The organism is Clostridium sp. ZBS2 (assembly GCF_023845855.1).
Classification (GTDB): domain Bacteria; phylum Bacillota; class Clostridia; order Clostridiales; family Clostridiaceae; genus Clostridium; species Clostridium aquiflavi.
This window is the reverse complement of record NZ_JAMQIF010000016.1, coordinates 61,276-79,613: the sequence shown is the minus strand read 5'-3', so window position 1 is coordinate 79,613 and position 18,338 is coordinate 61,276. Positions and strand designations below refer to the sequence as shown.

Annotated in this window: 13 protein-coding genes; 6 read left to right on the top strand and 7 right to left on the bottom strand. The window is 25.7% G+C overall.

The features are described from left to right. Window positions 1-17 precede the first annotated feature (17 nt). Window positions 18-1,910, top strand: coding sequence for a PTS fructose transporter subunit IIABC (locus tag NG918_RS09745; RefSeq protein ID WP_252213515.1), 1,893 nt, complete (start codon window positions 18-20; stop codon window positions 1,908-1,910). Window positions 1,911-2,132: 222 nt separating this feature from the next. Then, on the top strand, window positions 2,133-2,288 hold the full coding sequence (locus NG918_RS09740) for a zinc-ribbon domain-containing protein (protein WP_003374574.1): 156 nt from the start codon (window positions 2,133-2,135) through the stop codon (window positions 2,286-2,288). A gap of 30 nt (window positions 2,289-2,318) precedes the next feature. Here NG918_RS09740 and NG918_RS09735 read toward each other — a convergent pair whose 3' ends face one another. Next, window positions 2,319-2,771, bottom strand: a complete 453-nt coding sequence (locus NG918_RS09735; protein WP_252213516.1) for a GNAT family N-acetyltransferase — start codon at window positions 2,769-2,771, stop codon at window positions 2,319-2,321. Between the two features lie 216 nt (window positions 2,772-2,987). Between NG918_RS09735 and NG918_RS09730 the strand changes: the two genes are divergently transcribed. Further along, window positions 2,988-3,317: an ArsR/SmtB family transcription factor gene (locus tag NG918_RS09730; protein ID WP_252213517.1), complete on the top strand. Its 330-nt coding sequence runs from the start codon at window positions 2,988-2,990 to the stop codon at window positions 3,315-3,317. Between the two features lie 85 nt (window positions 3,318-3,402). Here the strand turns inward: NG918_RS09730 and sfsA are convergent, their stop codons facing one another. Both sfsA and NG918_RS09720 read right to left on the bottom strand, forming a co-directional pair. After that, entirely contained in the window at window positions 3,403-4,101 is a 699-nt protein-coding gene (gene sfsA / locus NG918_RS09725) for a DNA/RNA nuclease SfsA (protein WP_252213518.1), read from the bottom strand. A gap of 59 nt (window positions 4,102-4,160) precedes the next feature. Then, complete coding sequence (locus NG918_RS09720) at window positions 4,161-4,769, bottom strand: hypothetical protein (protein WP_252213519.1); 609 nt, start codon at window positions 4,767-4,769, stop codon at window positions 4,161-4,163. Between the two features lie 366 nt (window positions 4,770-5,135). On the opposite strand from NG918_RS09720, the gene NG918_RS09715 reads away from it, so the two are divergent. Continuing rightward, window positions 5,136-5,759 (top strand): hypothetical protein, encoded by a 624-nt coding sequence (locus NG918_RS09715; RefSeq protein WP_252213520.1) that lies wholly within the window; start codon window positions 5,136-5,138, stop codon window positions 5,757-5,759. Window positions 5,760-5,862: 103 nt separating this feature from the next. Here the strand turns inward: NG918_RS09715 and NG918_RS09710 are convergent, their stop codons facing one another. The 3 genes from NG918_RS09710 to NG918_RS09700 form a co-directional block, all read right to left on the bottom strand. Next, window positions 5,863-6,582 (bottom strand): tRNA 2-thiocytidine biosynthesis TtcA family protein, encoded by a 720-nt coding sequence (locus tag NG918_RS09710; protein WP_252213521.1) that lies wholly within the window; start codon window positions 6,580-6,582, stop codon window positions 5,863-5,865. A 214-nt stretch (window positions 6,583-6,796) separates the two neighbouring features. Beyond that, a complete protein-coding gene (locus NG918_RS09705) occupies window positions 6,797-9,940 on the bottom strand; it encodes a bifunctional diguanylate cyclase/phosphodiesterase (protein WP_252225903.1) in 3,144 nt (1,047 codons plus the stop codon). Between the two features lie 280 nt (window positions 9,941-10,220). After that, a complete protein-coding gene (locus NG918_RS09700) occupies window positions 10,221-14,180 on the bottom strand; it encodes a bifunctional diguanylate cyclase/phosphodiesterase (protein ID WP_252225895.1) in 3,960 nt (1,319 codons plus the stop codon). A 430-nt stretch (window positions 14,181-14,610) separates the two neighbouring features. Between NG918_RS09700 and NG918_RS09695 the strand changes: the two genes are divergently transcribed. Continuing rightward, on the top strand, window positions 14,611-15,951 hold the full coding sequence (locus NG918_RS09695) for a CHAP domain-containing protein (RefSeq protein ID WP_252213524.1): 1,341 nt from the start codon (window positions 14,611-14,613) through the stop codon (window positions 15,949-15,951). A gap of 101 nt (window positions 15,952-16,052) precedes the next feature. On the opposite strand, the gene NG918_RS09690 is transcribed toward NG918_RS09695, so the two are convergent. Further along, on the bottom strand, window positions 16,053-16,304 hold the full coding sequence (locus tag NG918_RS09690) for a hypothetical protein (RefSeq protein ID WP_252213525.1): 252 nt from the start codon (window positions 16,302-16,304) through the stop codon (window positions 16,053-16,055). A 151-nt stretch (window positions 16,305-16,455) separates the two neighbouring features. Here NG918_RS09690 and NG918_RS09685 point away from each other — a divergent pair, with 151 nt between their 5' ends. After that, entirely contained in the window at window positions 16,456-18,231 is a 1,776-nt protein-coding gene (locus NG918_RS09685; protein WP_252225892.1) for a FapA family protein, read from the top strand. Window positions 18,232-18,338 lie beyond the last annotated feature (107 nt).

Genomic DNA, 18,338 nt, shown 5'->3' with positions numbered 1-18,338 from the left:
GTAAGGAGGAATATTTAATGAGAATTGTTGATTTATTAAAAAAACAAGGCATTGAGTTAAACTTCAATCCATTTTCTAAAGATGAATGTATTGAGAAACTAGTAAACTTGATGGACAAAACAGGCAATTTAAATAACAAAGAAGAGTATAAAAAAGCTATTATAGCAAGGGAAGCACAAAGTACAACAGGAATTGGTGATGGAATAGCTATACCACATGGAAAAACTAATGCTGTTAAAAAAGCTTCATTAGCTGCAGCAGTATGTAAAAATGGAGTAGATTATGATTCATTAGATGGATCTTTAGCAAAATTATTTTTTATGATTGCAGTTCCAGATAATAGTGACAATTTACATTTAGAAGTTTTAGCTAGATTATCTACTATATTAATGGATGAAAAATTTAAAGATAGCTTAATTGATTGTAAAGATAAAGATCAATTTTTAAAACTAATAGATGAAAAAGAAAGTGAAAAATTTCCTGAAGAAGTTAAAGAAACTAAAAAAACTTCAAATAATGGTGGATATAGAGTTCTAGCTGTTACAGCATGTCCAACGGGAATAGCACATACTTATATGGCAGCAGAAAGTCTTGAAAATAAGGGTAAAGATTTAGGCATTACGATAAAAGTTGAAACTAATGGTTCTGGAGGAGCTAAAAATGTTTTAACTAAAAAAGAAATTGAAGAAGCAGAATGTATTATAATTGCAGCAGATAAAAATGTTGAAATGAGTAGATTTAATGGAAAAAGAGTTATAAAAACTAAAGTAGCCAATGGAATACATAAAGCAGAAGAATTAATCAATGAAGCTATAAGTGGAAATGCACCTGTATATCATTATAATGGTAATAGCAGTGCTGAAACAGAGAATATAGAAAATGAAAGCATAGGTCGTCAAATTTATAAACACCTTATGAATGGAGTATCACATATGTTGCCATTTGTAATTGGTGGTGGTATATTAATTGCATTAGCATTCCTTTTTGATGATTATAGTATTGATCCAAGCAACTTTGGTACGAATACACCACTTGCAGCATTTTTTAAAACAGTAGGTGGAACAGCTTTTGACTTTATGCTTCCAGTGCTTGCAGGATTCATTGCAATGAGTATTGGAGATAGACCAGCACTAGCAGTAGGTTTTGTTGGTGGAGCATTAGCTAATAAAGGCGGATCAGGATTCTTAGGTGCATTACTTGCAGGATTTATAGCTGGTTACTTAGTTGTTTTATTAAAGAAATTATTCGATAAATTACCTCAGAGCTTAGAAGGTTTAAAACCTGTATTATTATATCCTTTCTTTGGTATATTACTAATTGGAGCAATTATGGTGTTTGCTGTTAATCCACCGGTTGGTGCTTTAAATACTATGATTACAAATGGACTTAATTCAATGGGTGGAACTAGTAAAGTTCTTTTAGGTATAGTATTAGGTGGAATGATGTCAGTTGATATGGGCGGTCCTGTAAACAAAGCAGCATATGTCTTCGGTACAGCATCACTTGCAAGTGGCAATTTTGAAATAATGGCAGCTGTAATGGCTGGTGGTATGGTTCCACCACTTGCAATAGCATTAAGTACTACTTTCTTTAAAAATAGATATACAGTAAGGGAAAGACAATCAGGTCTTACTAACTATATAATGGGTTTATCTTTTATAACAGAAGGAGCAATACCATTTGCAGCAGCAGACCCATTAAGAGTAATACCAGCTTGTGTAGTTGGTTCAGCAGTTGCTGGTGGATTATCAATGTTCTTTGAGTGTGCTTTAAGAGCTCCACATGGTGGATTATTTGTAATAGGTATTATAAGTAATAAATTAGGTTATATTGGAGCAATAGCAGCGGGTGCAGTAGTAGGTATGATAATACTTTCAGTATTAAAAAAACCAATAAAAGATAATAAATAAACATCCAATACACCTATTTAGAGTAAATGATTATCTACTCTAAATGGGTGGTTTTTTATGATGTTAAAAAATATATATTTGATAAAAAACATTGCAATTTTGCCTAAACAGTGTTATACTGAATTAGTAATATATAAAGATTTTGTTAAGATAAATAGATTTCTCCTTTTAGAGAATTATATGAGTCAGTAGGAATCTTTAAATAATAAGGAGGAATTTAATATGGAAGATAAGACAATCGTATGTAAAGACTGTGGTCAAGAATTCATTTTTACAGTAGGAGAACAAGAATTCTACAAAGAAAAAGGATTTTCTAACGATCCAGTAAGATGCGCAGCTTGTAGAAGAGCTAAAAAAGAACAAAACAATAGAAGATAATTTGTGATTTTTAAGAGTTATAAGATTTTCTTATAACTCTTTTTTGTATATTTTAATATAATCTCCAGAGTATTCAGCACCATTTTCAAAATGCTTCCAACCTGTTTTCTCATAATAGTTATCAATATCTGTATATAAAAAGAGTTTAGAAAATCCAGCATTTTTACAGTAAGTTAGTACAAAGTCTTGTAATTTTTGACCAATACCTTTATTTCTATAATTTTCTTTTACATACAATGCTGATAACCATGGATATAAATCTTGTCTACTCACTAAATCAGCTCTCCACAAACTAATAGTGCCAACTAATTCATTATCTGAAAGAGCAATAAATGTTAAAGGTAAACTGTTTTTTTTAAAACTATGATTTATAATGCTTTCAAAAAAATCACGATTTGTTTCATTTCCAAATTCATTCCATAACCAATCAATTATGGTTTCTGTATTTTCTTTATAATCAGCTAAGTAGGCAATTTTAAGCACATTGAAGTCCTCCTATTTTACATTAAATTGAAAATTATACTTATAATTAAAATATAGTTTAATTATAACATAAAAAGGCATGAAATGGCAAAAATAGATAGGGTAAAATGTTACCATATAATTATAATGATACAAGTGTAATTATAGATAGTTATTGACGTTAAACATAAAGTGATTTAATCTATATATAGATATTTATCTATGCTAGGAGGAGTTATGGAAACAAAATATGAATTAAATTCAAAAATATTTAAAGCATTAAGTGATCCAAATAGAATAAAAATATTAGATTTACTTTCTTGTGGAGAAAAATGTGCTTGTAATATATTAGAGAATTTTGAATTTACTCAACCGACATTATCACATCATATGAAGGTATTGATAGAGTGTGGATTAGTGGATTGTAGAAAAGAAGGAATATGGAATCACTACAAATTAAATAGTGTAAATTGTAATAAATTGGTTTTGTTTTTAATGAATATAGTTACCGAGACAGAAGACTGTATTTGTAATAATATATTAAAATGTAAAGATAATAATAGTTAATATTTGTAGATGTATAAATTATAAGACTATATAATAGATCTTAAGTTACTTCAAGGTTTATTATACAGTCTCCATGTTTTTTTAGTTATGTTTGTAATTTTAATTCAACAGCTTTGGACAGTTCAATAAAGGTTTCTCCTAATGTGCAGTCATATACAAATATATCTACACCCATAGTTTTAGCTTTTCTAAGTGCATTGGCAAACTTAGGGTCAGTATCATCATTTGGTGAAAAACTTTTTACATTATCTAATTGAATTAAGAAAAGAACACCAGCTCCCATATTATTATTTTTAACTTCTATTAGTTCTAATAAATGCTTAGTTCCTCTTTCAGTTGGGGCATCTGGAAATCTACAAAATCCATCTTCCTCTAAGGTGACGCCTTTTACTTCTAAGTAATACTCATTATTTAAAGAATCTTCTAATTTAAAATCAAATCTACTATTTCCAAAGGTTTTTTCTCTAGAGATTTTTGTATATTTCTCTAGTCCTTTAATTCTTTTATTAATAAGAGCTTCTTCAACAACTTTATTTGGTATTTGTGAATCAATATTTATTAATTTGTCACCTTTATATGCACCAATTAAGCTAAATTTAGTTTTTCTATTTGGACCATTTTCTTCTCTTATTAGTGCTTTGCAACCAGGTATTAATATTTCTTTGCATCTACCTGTATTAGGTACATGCACTAATTCTTCTTTTCCATCTATAATAACATATCCTTGAAATCTATTTGGACGTCTTACAAATTCAACTATTTGCGTATTTTTTTTAAATATCATATGCTCCTCCAATATTTTAAATATAATATTTTAATTGTTTAAATCTATTTAGTCTTTTATTATTTTTCGAAACTAAATAGTGAATATGCTGTATCATTGCGAACATAATCTAACGTTCCAATTGTAAAATCATAAGTAGTTATATATCCATAATCATTAGCTCCAAATAGAATCGCTTCATGACTAAAATTTTCGTTAGGATTATCAATAACTTTTTCTATTGGCACTAATTTATCTTTGAAAGAATTTTTCATATCCTTATATTTTGTTTTTTGTAAGGTATTTGTATATACAGAATAAGAATACATATCAGCACTGTTAATATTATGTAATTGAATAGTACGTCCATCATTGCTAACTGTTACTTCACAATATTCATCGCCTTGGGTCATAGAACAGTCAATTTCTTGTAAATCAATACTATTAATAATTTGTAATTCATTTAAATCATAAATAAAAAGTCCAAAATAATCATGAAATATTATTATATCATCAGATGCATAATCAAGTGTTACCATATCTACACCAACGCTTTGTTCTAAAGCCCATTTAGCAGGTGAAGGTTCAAGGGTACTTTTCTTTGAATTATTACAACCATTTAATAAGATTAAACAATTTAACATTAATAATAAAAAGAATGATTTTTTAATAGATTTATAAGTAGTCATATAAATATCCCCCATATGTATAATATAATTTGTTGAGTTTTAACAAAAATATAAGTAAAATTTTCAATACTAAAATCTAAATAATTTGATAATAATATCATTTTGAAGATTATAGCATAAATATATATTAATTACTATTAAGATAAAATGCATATGTGTAAGATAAAAGTGTATTATGTATTTATAAGGGAATAAAATATATTTTGTTTTTATATTAAGAGTAAATCATACTAAAAATTAATGAATAGAATTGTTGTTCTCTAGTTATGATATAATGTATATATATAACAAGAGTAAATAAAGAAATGTTTTAGAAAAAGGGTAATAGGGTATTGCAACATTAAATTAATAAAAGGGGAGATTTTTATGAGGGAAAAAATGAAAACAATAGCAATAGTCACAAGTTCAGTTTTAATTGTAGGTATATTATACATATACAATAATACTCATATGACAACTCCAACTTCAATTGAAAAAGAACCTAATATAGAAACTAGTGAAACTACTAATGATAACGCAAATAAAGAAGAGATAACTATTAGTGAAGAAAGTATAGAAAATAAAGAAAAAAGTGATAGTGGCAAAATCGTAAATGATAAAAATAAGGAGAATATTGAAAAAGATTCTAAAGGTAATTTAATATTTAAAAGTAATTTAGGATTTTCAATGACTTTTCCAGATACTTGGAAAGACAAATATAGGATTATAGAAGAAAGCAATTCAGTAGCTGTTTATTTTAAATCATCTGATTCTAGCATTGACCCAAAATCAGGACTATTTTTTCTTATAATTAAGCAAGATGATTCATTAGATCCAAGTATGTTTGATACGATTGATGTTGAAAACTATGTTACTGTAAATGATGATACTTATTTTATAGGTGGTCCAACAGATATATCATTGAATGAAAATGCATCTGATTTTAATACATTTATTTCTATGAATAAAGACCGTAAAGATATAATAGAAAGTATAGTGAGCTTAAAGTAAAATAAGATTTAATATGTATAGCCTACAAATAATATAATTAGAGTTAAATGTTTATGTATAAAAATAGGTATCTAAAAATAATTTTTAGATACCTATTTTTTAGTTATTTAATTAAATCTTTATTCCAGATAAAAAGTTGATCTGAATTATTTAAACAACCAAAAAGGTTCTTTTTAAAACCTGGCATTTTATTATTAAGTTCATCAATCAATTCTTTTATATCCTGTCTTTTGGTTTTACCATCAGCAGGGCATGGATTCTTTATAACTGGAAAATTAAATTTTTTAACAACACTTTTAATGCTGTGCTCCTCTATATAAACCATTGGTCTTATTAATGTTATAGTATTTTTATGCATAAGTGTTTTTGGTGAAAAACAGTTAATTCTTCCTTCATAGCACATTGATAGCATAAGAGTTTCCAAAGCATCATCTTTATGATGACCAAGCGCAACTTTATTGCAACCTAATTTTTCTGCATTATTATGCAAAGCACCACGTCTAAGATTTGCACATAAAGAACAAGGATTTTTTTCTTTCCTTAAGTCAAACACAATCTTTTTTATATCTGTTTGTATTTCATAAAAAGGAACTTTTAAATTTTCACATAATGTGTATAGGGGAGAATTGTCTACACCACCTGGATTTAAGGTAATTGCTATAAGCTCAAATTTTTGGGGTGAAAAATTCTTGTATGTATTTAAAAGATATAGTAGAGTTAAGCTATCTTTTCCGCCAGAGAGTCCAACAGCTATTTTATCTCCATCTTGAATCATATCAAAATCATTTATTGCTTGTCGCATTTTACTAAGAAGTTTTTGCATTTAATATATTCCTCCTAAAAAGTCTGTACAAATAATTATATTATAGAAAAAACATAATTTCAAAGATATTAAATATTTATTTTTGATTTTAAATTTTACTGCAATTACTGTATTTTCACAAATAAAAACCCTTATAGTAGCTAAAAATCATATAAGAATTTTTATATCTACTATAAAGGTTACACTTTATTAAGGATAAATTATTTTTAGATATTTAAGGATTAAATTTTTTTTCAAATTCATCAACTGGTATAGGCTTTGAAAAAAAGTATCCTTGAACCATATCACATCCAATCTGAGTTAAAAAATCTACTTGAGCTTGAGTTTCTACTCCCTCAGATAAAACTGAAATATTAAGATCTTTAGCCATTTTTACAATATTAGATACGATTATTTTTTCATTAGCACTTACATTGTTGTTAGGAAAAAAGCTTTTATCTAATTTTAAAACATCTATAGGAAGTTCCTTTAAAAGATTTAAAGAAGAATATCCAGCCCCAAAATCATCCATTGAAAAAGTAAATCCAAGGTTTTTTAATTCAGTTATTTTACTTAATACTTCTTTTATATTATCAAGAAAAATATTTTCAGTAAGTTCAAGCTCTATTAAATTTATTGGAATACTATATTGTTTAATTAGAGTGATTAATCTAGAGATAAAAGTATCATTATTTATATGAACTCTTGATACATTCATAGAAATCGGTAGCAGTCTCTTTTTATTATCCATCCAATTACGAAGAACTTTAAAAACTTCTTCATAAACATAAAAATCTAACTCAACAATAAATCCATTTTTCTCAAACAAGGGAATGAATTTTCCGGGATAAAAAATCACATTATCAGGGGTAATCCATCGTACAAGAGCTTCAGCGCCAACTAATTTTTTTGTAGAAAGTTGAATTTTGGGTTGTAAATATATTACGAATTCTCTGTTATCTAAGGCATCAATCATACGATTTTCTATCTTTTTTTCTTCAGTAGCTTTTATATGAAGTTTAGAATCATAAAATGCAAATTGGCTTTTATGTGAACCTTTAATAGTTTTTCGAGCTATATTCGCTTTGTCAATCATTGAAACTAAGCTATCATTTACATTAGTTATTAAATAAATCCCACTAATTATAGAGATTTTTATATGATTAAATTCTTCTTTTTGAAACTTTAATATTTCATTATTAAAATTTATAAGTCTATTTTTAAATTTTTCAATATCAGTGTATTTTATAAGAGTTAAAAAATTATCAGAAGAAGCTCTACATACTAATTCATCTTTGTCAAGAAGTGTAGATAAAAGATAAGAAAATTTAACTAAAACTTTATTTCCAATAGCATAACCAGCAGTCTCATTTATATATTTAAATTTATCAAAATCTGAACATATAAGTGCATATTTATTATTTGACTTATTTAATAGTTCATTAGCCATTACTTCGAATTTTGGTAATGTCATTAAGCCTGTTAAAGAGTCTTTAGAGATAATTCTATCTAAAAAATTTGTTATATCAGAAAAATACATTAGTCTTGCTTGAATATTTTTAGGTAAGGTTATTTTACAAGCTGTCATACTTATCCAAGTTTCGAGTACTGGATTAAAAAATTCAACTGTATTAGTATTATTATCATAATTTAATTTAGATAATGGACAATGCATACAAGGAATATCGCTATTAAAAAAAGCTTTATAACATACTTCACCGCATTTTGCATTTGGAAAGATGTTTTTTAAATTAGGACTCATATATAATAGCTCATAGCTATCATCTTTTAAAACATAGGTATATAGATTTTGATTTTTGGCAATGGATTGGAAAAAATGTTTTTCTTCTTCAAGACGTTGAGTAGTGCGTATCTTCAACAAATAAGAAGCTATTATTTTTGTTATTGTAGTAAACAACTTGATTTCATTTGCAGTCCAAAAATGATTTTCATAGGAATTATAGAAGTTAACACATCCTTTATACTGTTCATTATCTTTTATAAGACATTGTAAAAATGATTTTACATTAAGCTTATCATAAAGCTTTTTATTTTTTTCTGGCAGAATTAAATTTGAATAATCGTTACAAATAAATACATCATCATTATTAAAGATAGAAAAATAATATAGCCAATCATTAAACAATAAATTTTTCAGCTCATTTTTATAACAAGGTATTTCATAATTACACCATTCATGCGTAATATTAAAATTAGTATCCTCTGAGGAATATTTTAGTATGCTTATTCTACTTAAATTAAAGTACTCCCCAATTTTAGATAAAATCAAAACTATAGCATCATCGATATCTTTAGTTTCAGAGAGTATATCAAATGAGTATGAAATTAATTTATTTTTAAAAGTGTTATTATATCTGTTGTACAAATTGTTTTTTGAATGAAAATTGAAGATATCACTTTCTTTAAAAACATCTATTTTATTTTTATCATAGAATTCAAAGCAATCCTTACCATATCTTTTAGCTAAATAAAGAGCATGATCAGATTTTTCAAAAAGGTCATAATAAGCAATCCCATCATTTGGATAAATAGATATTCCAATACTGCAAGAAATACTATGACTTTTATCTATATATATATTTTTTATAGAATTACAAACTGTATAAGCCTTAGTGGTAATCATTTCTGTATTAATAATGTTTTTAAAAAATACAATAAATTCATCGCCTCCAACACGTCCAACAATGTCATCTTTGTCAAAACAAGATTTTAAAGTATCGGAAACTTTTAATAAGATATTATCACCGAACATATGACCTAAATTATCATTTATAGATTTAAAATTATCAATATCAATAATCATAAGAGCATGTGAGGTTAAAGTATTACTTTTTAAGAAGTCTTCAATTAATACTTTACTTGCGGTTTTATTATATAACTTAGTTAGAGGATCTAATTGAATTTTTAATTTTAATGTTTCAATCTCTAATTTTTGATGGGTATTTTTATTTTCTGTTATATCATTAAGAATACATATAAATTGATAATTGCAATTTTTATTAGATATACACCGACCCATTAGAAGTAGCCAACTAAAATTAGTATCATTTTTATTAATTCTAAATTCAATTTTAATATCGTCTCCAACATTATGTTTAGTCACAAAAATGTTCTTAAACAAATCTATATCTTCTTTATAAATGATTGAAAGAACATCATTTTTACAATCTTTATTAAAAATATCTTTCTTTAATCCAAGAATCTTAAAAAATTCAAGATTTGCGTAAGAGATTTTAAAAGAATTATTAAAAACAATAGTAGCTAATCCACATAAATCAGAATTATAAAATAATTTAATTAAAAATTTATTGAGAATTGGTTGTAGTAAAGAAGTTATTTTATCTTTAAGTTTACTCATAATATATCCTCGCTTTTATAAAATATAAAATAGTATTAAGAAATTATAAGTTTAAGTTGTTATTTTATCACTATTTTTTATAAATATTAAAGAATACAAGGTAGGGAAGTGATAAAATAATTTTTTCTAATCTTAAAATAAAGTTAAGTATTAATAATAAGGATAACTTAACTAAAGATTAGAATGATTTGAAAACAAGTTTCTTAATTTATTATATTTACATACTAATGCTAAGGTGCAATTTTCTAAATAAAAAAAGTGGCTAATTGCCACCTCTTTTTTATCCCCATAATTTTTTTTCAAACATTTTGATAGGCATAGGTTTATCAAAAAGATATCCTTGAGCCATATCACAACCAATCTCAGTTAAAAAATCTGCCTGTTCCTTTGTTTCAATACCTTCCGAAATTACTATTATATTTAAATCTTGAGCCATTTTAACTATATTAGAGATTATTACTTTTTCCTTTGAATTTATAGCTGAATTAGGAAAAAATTCTTTATCTAATTTTAAAACATCAATAGGTAAATCTTTTAAAAGATTTAATGATGAATATCCAGAACCAAAATCATCAATAGAACAAGTAAATCCAAGAGCTTTTAACTTAATAATTGCATTAAGTAAAACTTGAATATTATCAAAAAATATACTTTCAGTTAACTCAAGTTCTATTAGGTTAGTCGGAACGTTATATTTTTCTGTCAATTTTTTTAATCTAGGAATAAAGTCACTATCATTTATATGAGACCTAGACACATTTAAAGAAATAGGTATAACTTTTTTACCTTCTTGTATCCATGAATTCATTTTTTTAAATACCTCTTCATAAACATAAAAATCTAATTCAATTATAAAACCATTCTTTTCAAATAAAGGAATGAATTCATTTGGTGGTATAAGTTTTTTACTTGGGCTCATCCACCTTACCAAAGCTTCAGCTCCAACTATTGTTTGAGTTGGAAGGTCAATTTTAGGTTGCAAATATACTAAAAATTCGTTATTTTCAAGTGAAGAAAACATTAAATTTTCAATTTCTTTCTCTTTGGTAATTTTTAAATGCAATTCATGGTCATACAAAGCATATTTACTTTTATGAGATCCTTTAATTGTTTTTCGTGCAATATTGGCACGATCTATCATTAAAGATAAGTCTGTATCTTCTGAGTTTATTAAATATACACCACATATAACTGGAATTTTTAAATTATTAAAATGTATTTTTTGAACTTCTATGAAATTTTCATTAAAATTCTTAAATCTATTTTTTAAAGATTCTAGATTATCATATTTTAATAATATAATAAAATTATCTGCAGAAGCTCTGCAAATTAATTCTCCAGCAAACAAGAATGAAGAAACAAAGTGTGCAAAATGGACTAAAACTTTATTTCCAATAGCGTATCCAGAAGTTTCATTTATATATTTAAATTTATTAATATCACAATAAATAAGAGCAAACTTAGTATAAGATACATTTGTTAGTAAGTTTTTTGCAAGCACCTCAAATTTAGCTAAAGTGAGAGCACCTGTTAAAGTATCTTTTGAAGTTATTCTATCAATAAAATTAGTTACATTAGAAAAACAAATTAAGTTTGCTTTATTGTCTAATGATAAATTTATTTCAGAAGCAGTAGTACTAATCCAACCTTTTAAAAAACTATTATAAAATTCTATTGTGTTGCTACGAATATCCTTTTTATAGAGGTCAGTAAGAGGGCAGTATTTACAAGGAATATCACTATTACCAATAACTTTATAACATACATCCCCAACTCGAGCATTAGGATATAGATCTTGGGTATTAGGACTAAGATATATAAGCTTATATGAATTTGGTTTTAACATGTAAGTATATAAACTCTGATTTTTAGCAACAGCTTGGGTTAAAAGTTTTTCACTTTCTAAAAGTTCCTTAGTACGCATATTCAAAAGATAAGAACCTATTATTTTAGTTATTGAAGTAAAAGATTCAATTTCAAAGTCTGTCCATACATGGTTTTCATAGCAGATATCAAAGCAAACACATCCTTTAAATTTACCATTATCAAGAATTGGACTTTGAAAAATAGATTTACTTTTAAGTGATGCATATAGCTTACTTAATTTATTAGGTAAATTATATGTATAAATATTTGAACAATTCAAATTACCGTTTTTATAAAAATTAATCAAATAAGTTTTCAAATTATTAAATTCCAAGTTCTGCATAATATACTTTGAAGGCAATATATTATTATCACACCATTCATAAGTGGTTCCAAGCAATGTATCATTATCAGAAGTTTCTAAGATACTTATACGACTTAATTTAAATGAAGTACCTATTTTAGCTAAGATTAAATTTATTGCACTATTAACATCTTTTGTTTCGGACATTATATCAAAAACATAATTACAAAAGTTATTTTCGAATCCATGAATAAATCGTCTATAACTTTCATTTTCAGTATAATAATTAAGTAAATGATCTTCATTTTTATTAGAAGAATTTAATTTAGGATTAAATAGTTCAAACTTATTTTTTCCATTATTTTTTGAACTATAAAGGGCTTTATCAGCTTTTTTAAATAGTTCATCATACGTAGTTCCATGAGTAGGGTATATAGATATACCTATACTACATGAGATTTTAAAATCGTTATTTTCTCCAGTATAAATGTCTTTAAAAACATTACAAAGATCATTTGCTTTTTGAGCTATTAATTCATAGGAACCAATATTTTTTATAAAAATTATAAATTCATCTCCACCAATACGTCCTACAATGTCGGATTCTTTAAAAACCTTTTTTATACTAGATGAAACTTCAGAAAGAACAGAATCACCAAACATATGACCTAAATTATCATTTACCGCTTTAAAATTATCAATATCAATAATCATAAGTGCATGATATTTTTCTTTAGCAACTGTAGTAATATATTTTTCAATTAGAGACTTAGTAACCACTTTGTTGTAAACTTTAGTAAGTGGATCAAGTTGTGCTTTTAATTTTAAAGCTTCATTTTCTCTTTTTTCTTTATCTATATTTACTATATTTCCAATTGCCTTAATTGGTTTTTTATCATCAAACAATATAGTTGCTTGCACTTTAAACCATGTGTATAAATTATTAATACCATTAATTCTAAGATCTGTTGTAATAAAATCTTTTCCAGATGAAAGGGATTTCATTAGATTTAAGAATTTAGGTATATCTTCTTTATAAATTAGATTACTGTTTATTGTTTCATAAACAAAATTAGGTATATTGTAATCTTTTCCAGTAATATTAGTATATTTAATTGAATAAACCATTTTACAAGTTAGAATATCATAATCAAATAATATATTGTTTGATTGTTCAGCAATTATTTTATAACGTTTTTTTTCTAATTCTAAATCATGTTGTATTTGCTTAGATTCGGTAATATCAACAAGTATACAAAGAAATTCAGGCAAATTTTTATCAGTAATAAATTTATGACCACTTAGTAAAATCCAAATTGTTTCTCCGTTTTTTTTCTGTAATTTTATTTCTACTTTTATACCATTATTAATAGATGTATTATGTAACAAGGGGTCTGTTAATTTAACTAAATCTTCTTTATTAATAATTTTAATAACTTGATTATTCATTAAATCTTTAAATTCTTCACGCGTATATCCTATTAACTTATAAAATCCATCATTTGCATAATTAATTGAAAGAAATTCATCACAAGAAATAGTAGCCACTCCATCATCAATACTATTTGTTATGTGTTCAATTTTTATAGTTTTATCTTCTATAATTTTTTGTAAAAGATTATAACTATATTTCCCCATACTTTCAGGGAAAAATTCATTATGTTTTTGTGTAGTATCTGCAACAGAGTTATGAATATGGCATATTTTAAATTTATCATTAACTAATTTACACAATAAGGTTAATCTGGTGGGAACTTTAATTAATGTTTTATTTTCTAAACTACTTTTGTAAGTTACTTCTCCAAATACTAAAACAACCTTATTAGAAATAACAATAGTGTGATACTGTTCTTCTTCAATTTGAAATTTAAGATTACTAGTTTTCTTTTCAAGCTCAAAAAGTCTTAAAGCATCATCTATGTTAGTACAGATATCTTTAGCACCAGTACCAATCCAAGATATACTACTTTCGTCCATATTTTTCAGGATAATTTCAAAGTTTCGTTCTATAAAGTAAGTGTGTACTATTTTTTTAGCGAATATTTCTGCTTGTTGAACAAGTTTGTCCATAATATAGGCCTCTCTTTCACACAAATAAATCTATATAGTAAATAATAATGCTTTTTTTAATATAAAAAATTAAAATTAAATTAGTCTATAACAACTTATAGTATAGCATATTATAAGTTTTAGGAAAATATTATAATAAAAACACTTTTATGTTAATTTATGACCTTATAAGATGCTTATTTAAGAAATATTATACATTAATGTATATATGAGTTGAATTTAGAAAAGTATTGGGTAAATCAAATAAAAAATAATATAAAACTATTGATGAATATTGTAAAAATAATTAAAATATTATGGAAAGTAACTCAATGTTTGCTACTATATATGATATAATTATTTCTAACATATTAAATTATTAAAATAGTAATATTGTTTTAATACAAATGACAAAAGACATTAATAATTGACTTAAGGGGAGAAAAAATAGGTGAAAAAAAGATATCTAACTAAGATAATACTGACTTCTTTAACAATTACCATGTTATTAAGTTTAAATTCAGTAACTGCATATGCTGCATGGCAAAAAGATTCACAAAATAAGTGGAGCTGGCTTGAAAATGATACTAAAGCAACTGGATGGAAAAATATTGATAATTCTTGGTATCATTTTGATGCCAATGGTATTATGAATACGGGATGGTTAAAAGATAATGATGGAAAATGGTATTACTTATTAACTAGTGGAACATTGCAAGTAGGATGGTTTAAGGATAATGATAATAAGTGGTATCACCTATCTAGAAGTGGGGCTATGGATATAGGATGGCTTAAGGATGAAAATAATAAATGGTATTATCTTTCAAATAGTGGTGTCATGCTTACAGGATGGTTAAAAGATAAAAATGAGAAATGGTATTACTTATCAAATGATGGATCAATGGATACGGGTTGGTTAGAATATAATAGTAATATTTATTATCTTAATTCTAGTGGTGAGATGGTAACTGGAAAATTAACAATTGATGGAGAGATATATATTTTTTCTGAAAGTGGTCAATTAATAAGTAAAGAAATATCTAATTCAATTGAAAGTGATGGGACAAGTACTGATGAAATTAGAAAAGGATATGTTATAACAGAAAGTTCACCATTAAATGTAAGAGAAGAACCATTAGCTTCATCAAATATATTAGGAACTGTACCTAAAAAAAGTAAAGTAAAGGTTATAGGAAATGAAGTAAATGGTTTCTATAAAATTTCATATGATAATTTGACCGGATGGTCAAGTAGTGAATGGATAAAACTTATAAGCGATGAAGATGATATAATAGATGATGATTTAAATGAAGAATTAAACGTAGAGCTTGGCGAAGAAAGAACAGGACCACCGTCTCTAGATAATAAATATTATTATTCAAATAATAATATATTTTATAAAGTAAAACTTTCACCACCATTTTTAAAAGATGATGGAAGTCCTATAGTAGGAAACTGCACATGGTATGCATGGGGACGTATATGGGAACTTACTGGACAAGCACCAATTGATGCAAAATTCCTAGGAAATGGATATGAATGGTGGCAATCTAATCTTGATACGGGTAAATATAAAACGGGAAATAAACCTAGAGTAGGAGCTTTAGCAGTATGGAAACCATCTTTAGCAGGTTCAGGTGGATTTGGTCATGTTGCAGTAATTGAAAAAATAGAAAATAATAAAGTATATATATCAGAATCATCTTGGCATGGATCACTGTTTAAATATAGAGAACTATATAATACACAAGATTTATACGGATATATATATTTAGATGAACCAAATTATTAATAAGAACATAATAAAGTTATTAATAAGAACATAATAAAGTGCTCTAACTAAATTTTGAAATATAGTTAGAGCACTTTATTATATTATTTTTAGGCTATGTTTTAAAATCTTTTTTTGTTAGCTAAGTAGTTTTTATGAATTGCATTAAAGAAAAAATTGGTGATTTTTTCATTAGTTTTATCATCATCATCATTTACTTTATTTGAGATATTGTTATAATAAGTCTTAGGTTTTTTAAAATTTTCTTTATTTCTTAATGGTATTACTTTTGCTTCACTTCTAATCAGTTTATTACCGTCTTTTATAGTAGTTGATTTTATGTTATTTTTATATTTAATATACATTAATTCCATGCCTACTTAACCTCTCAATATCATAATTTTTACTTATGATTTAATATATGTCGCTTATTTTTAAAATATACATAATAATTCAATGTTATGTTAATTTTTTGATATTATAGTATAATAAGTATATTAAGGTAATTAAGGGGATCAATGAGAAATGGAATTTGGAGCCAAAGTTGTTAATGGGAAAATAATAATAGTAGATAAGGTTGATAAAGAACTAAGTTCTATAGTTAATCAGCCTATAACCATAAAAGTATGTAACAATATAGAATTATATATCAACAAAAAACGTTGTAAGGTAAATAATGTTTATGAAGTTACATCAAATGATGAAATAGAATGTAAACGTGTAAGTACAGAGGAAGTAAGAGAAGCTGTAGTTAATATATCAAAAAATAAAATGAAGGCTTTTATGACAGTAAATTATGCACCTAAAATAGAATATGGTCTTAAAGATAAACAATGTTTTTTAAACTTAGCTTTAACTACTGAAGTAATAAGTGAAAAATATCCAGAGCCTTTTAGTATAATGGAGTTAAAGAATATATTAAAAGAAAAGAGAGTTATATATGGTATAAATGAAGAAGCTTTAAAAATTGTATCAGAAAATAAAGGAAAAGAAATTATTGTTGCTCAAGGGCAAGAGCCTATAACAGATATACCATCTGAAATAAAACCTTTATTTATACAAACTAAAATGTTTTTCCCAGATATTGATTCACAAGAGAAAGTGGATTATAAAAATTTATTTAGAATTTCAAATGTGAAAGCTGGAGATAAAATAGCTGAAATAATTCCAGAAGTTCTTGGAAAAGATGGTATAAATGTATTTGGGCAAATTGTAAAAAAGGACTATATAAGGAATGAACCAATAAAAACATCTAAAGGGTGTAAGATAGAAAATAATGATGTTATAGCATTAATAGATGGGAAAGCACACATATTAAATAGAAGCATTGGAGTTAATCCAGTGTATTCTGTAGAAAGTGTAAATATGGAAACGTGCAATATTGCTTTTTATGGTGATATTGAAGTTTATAATAGCGTTGATGATCACATGAGTGTTAATGCTGGTGGTGCCTTAGATGTAAGCCATAATGTAAATACATCTAATGTAGTTACAGGAGGGGAGATTACGATTTTAGGAAGTGCAATTAGCTCTAAGATTTTATGTGGTCAAATTGATATGCAAAAAAAAGATTATTCTCAGTTATTAAACTTATATAAGAAAAATATTTCATCAATAATTAGTATTATGAAACAAGCAAATTTAGAAAATATGAAAATGGATTTTAGAACAACACTAAACTTAGTAATAGATACTAAGTTTAAAGACTTTAAAAAGATATCTTTAGATATAGTATCAACTAATATAAAAAATAAAATAAGATATAACAAACTAGTGGATCTAATTAGAGATAAGGTTCTTATGAATGGTATGCTTGATTTACATTCTATGAGACAATTAAATAATTTTAATAATATATTAGATAATGAATTAGAATACTATAATAAAAATATTATAGTGCCTTTAGATGTAAAATTGAATTATTGTCAAGATTGCTATATAAAATCCACAGGAAATATTATAATAAATGGTAATGGAGAATATACTTCTTATTTAAATGCTATGAAAGATATAATATTTGCTAAACCTAATTCAGTTGCTAGGGGTGGATTGTTAGACGCACAAGGCAATATAAGTGCAGGAATTGTAGGAAGTAGTGCTTGTGTAGCTACAGCTTTAAAAGTTCCTAAGTCTGGACGAATAAGTGCTACAATTGCTTATCCAAATACAAAGTTTTGCTTTGGAAATTCTACATTAATATTAGAAGAAAAACTTGAAAATATTAATGTGTATTATGATGAACATTTTAGGAGTATTGAAATTTCTAAATCAGCATATAGTAAAGTTGAAAAATATAGTTAAATTAAGATTATATATTAATCTTATTTAGAGTAAAATATTGAAGAAAAGTAATATTTAGATGATAATAATTATATAAAGCAAAATGAAAATACAATAATTATTCCGCC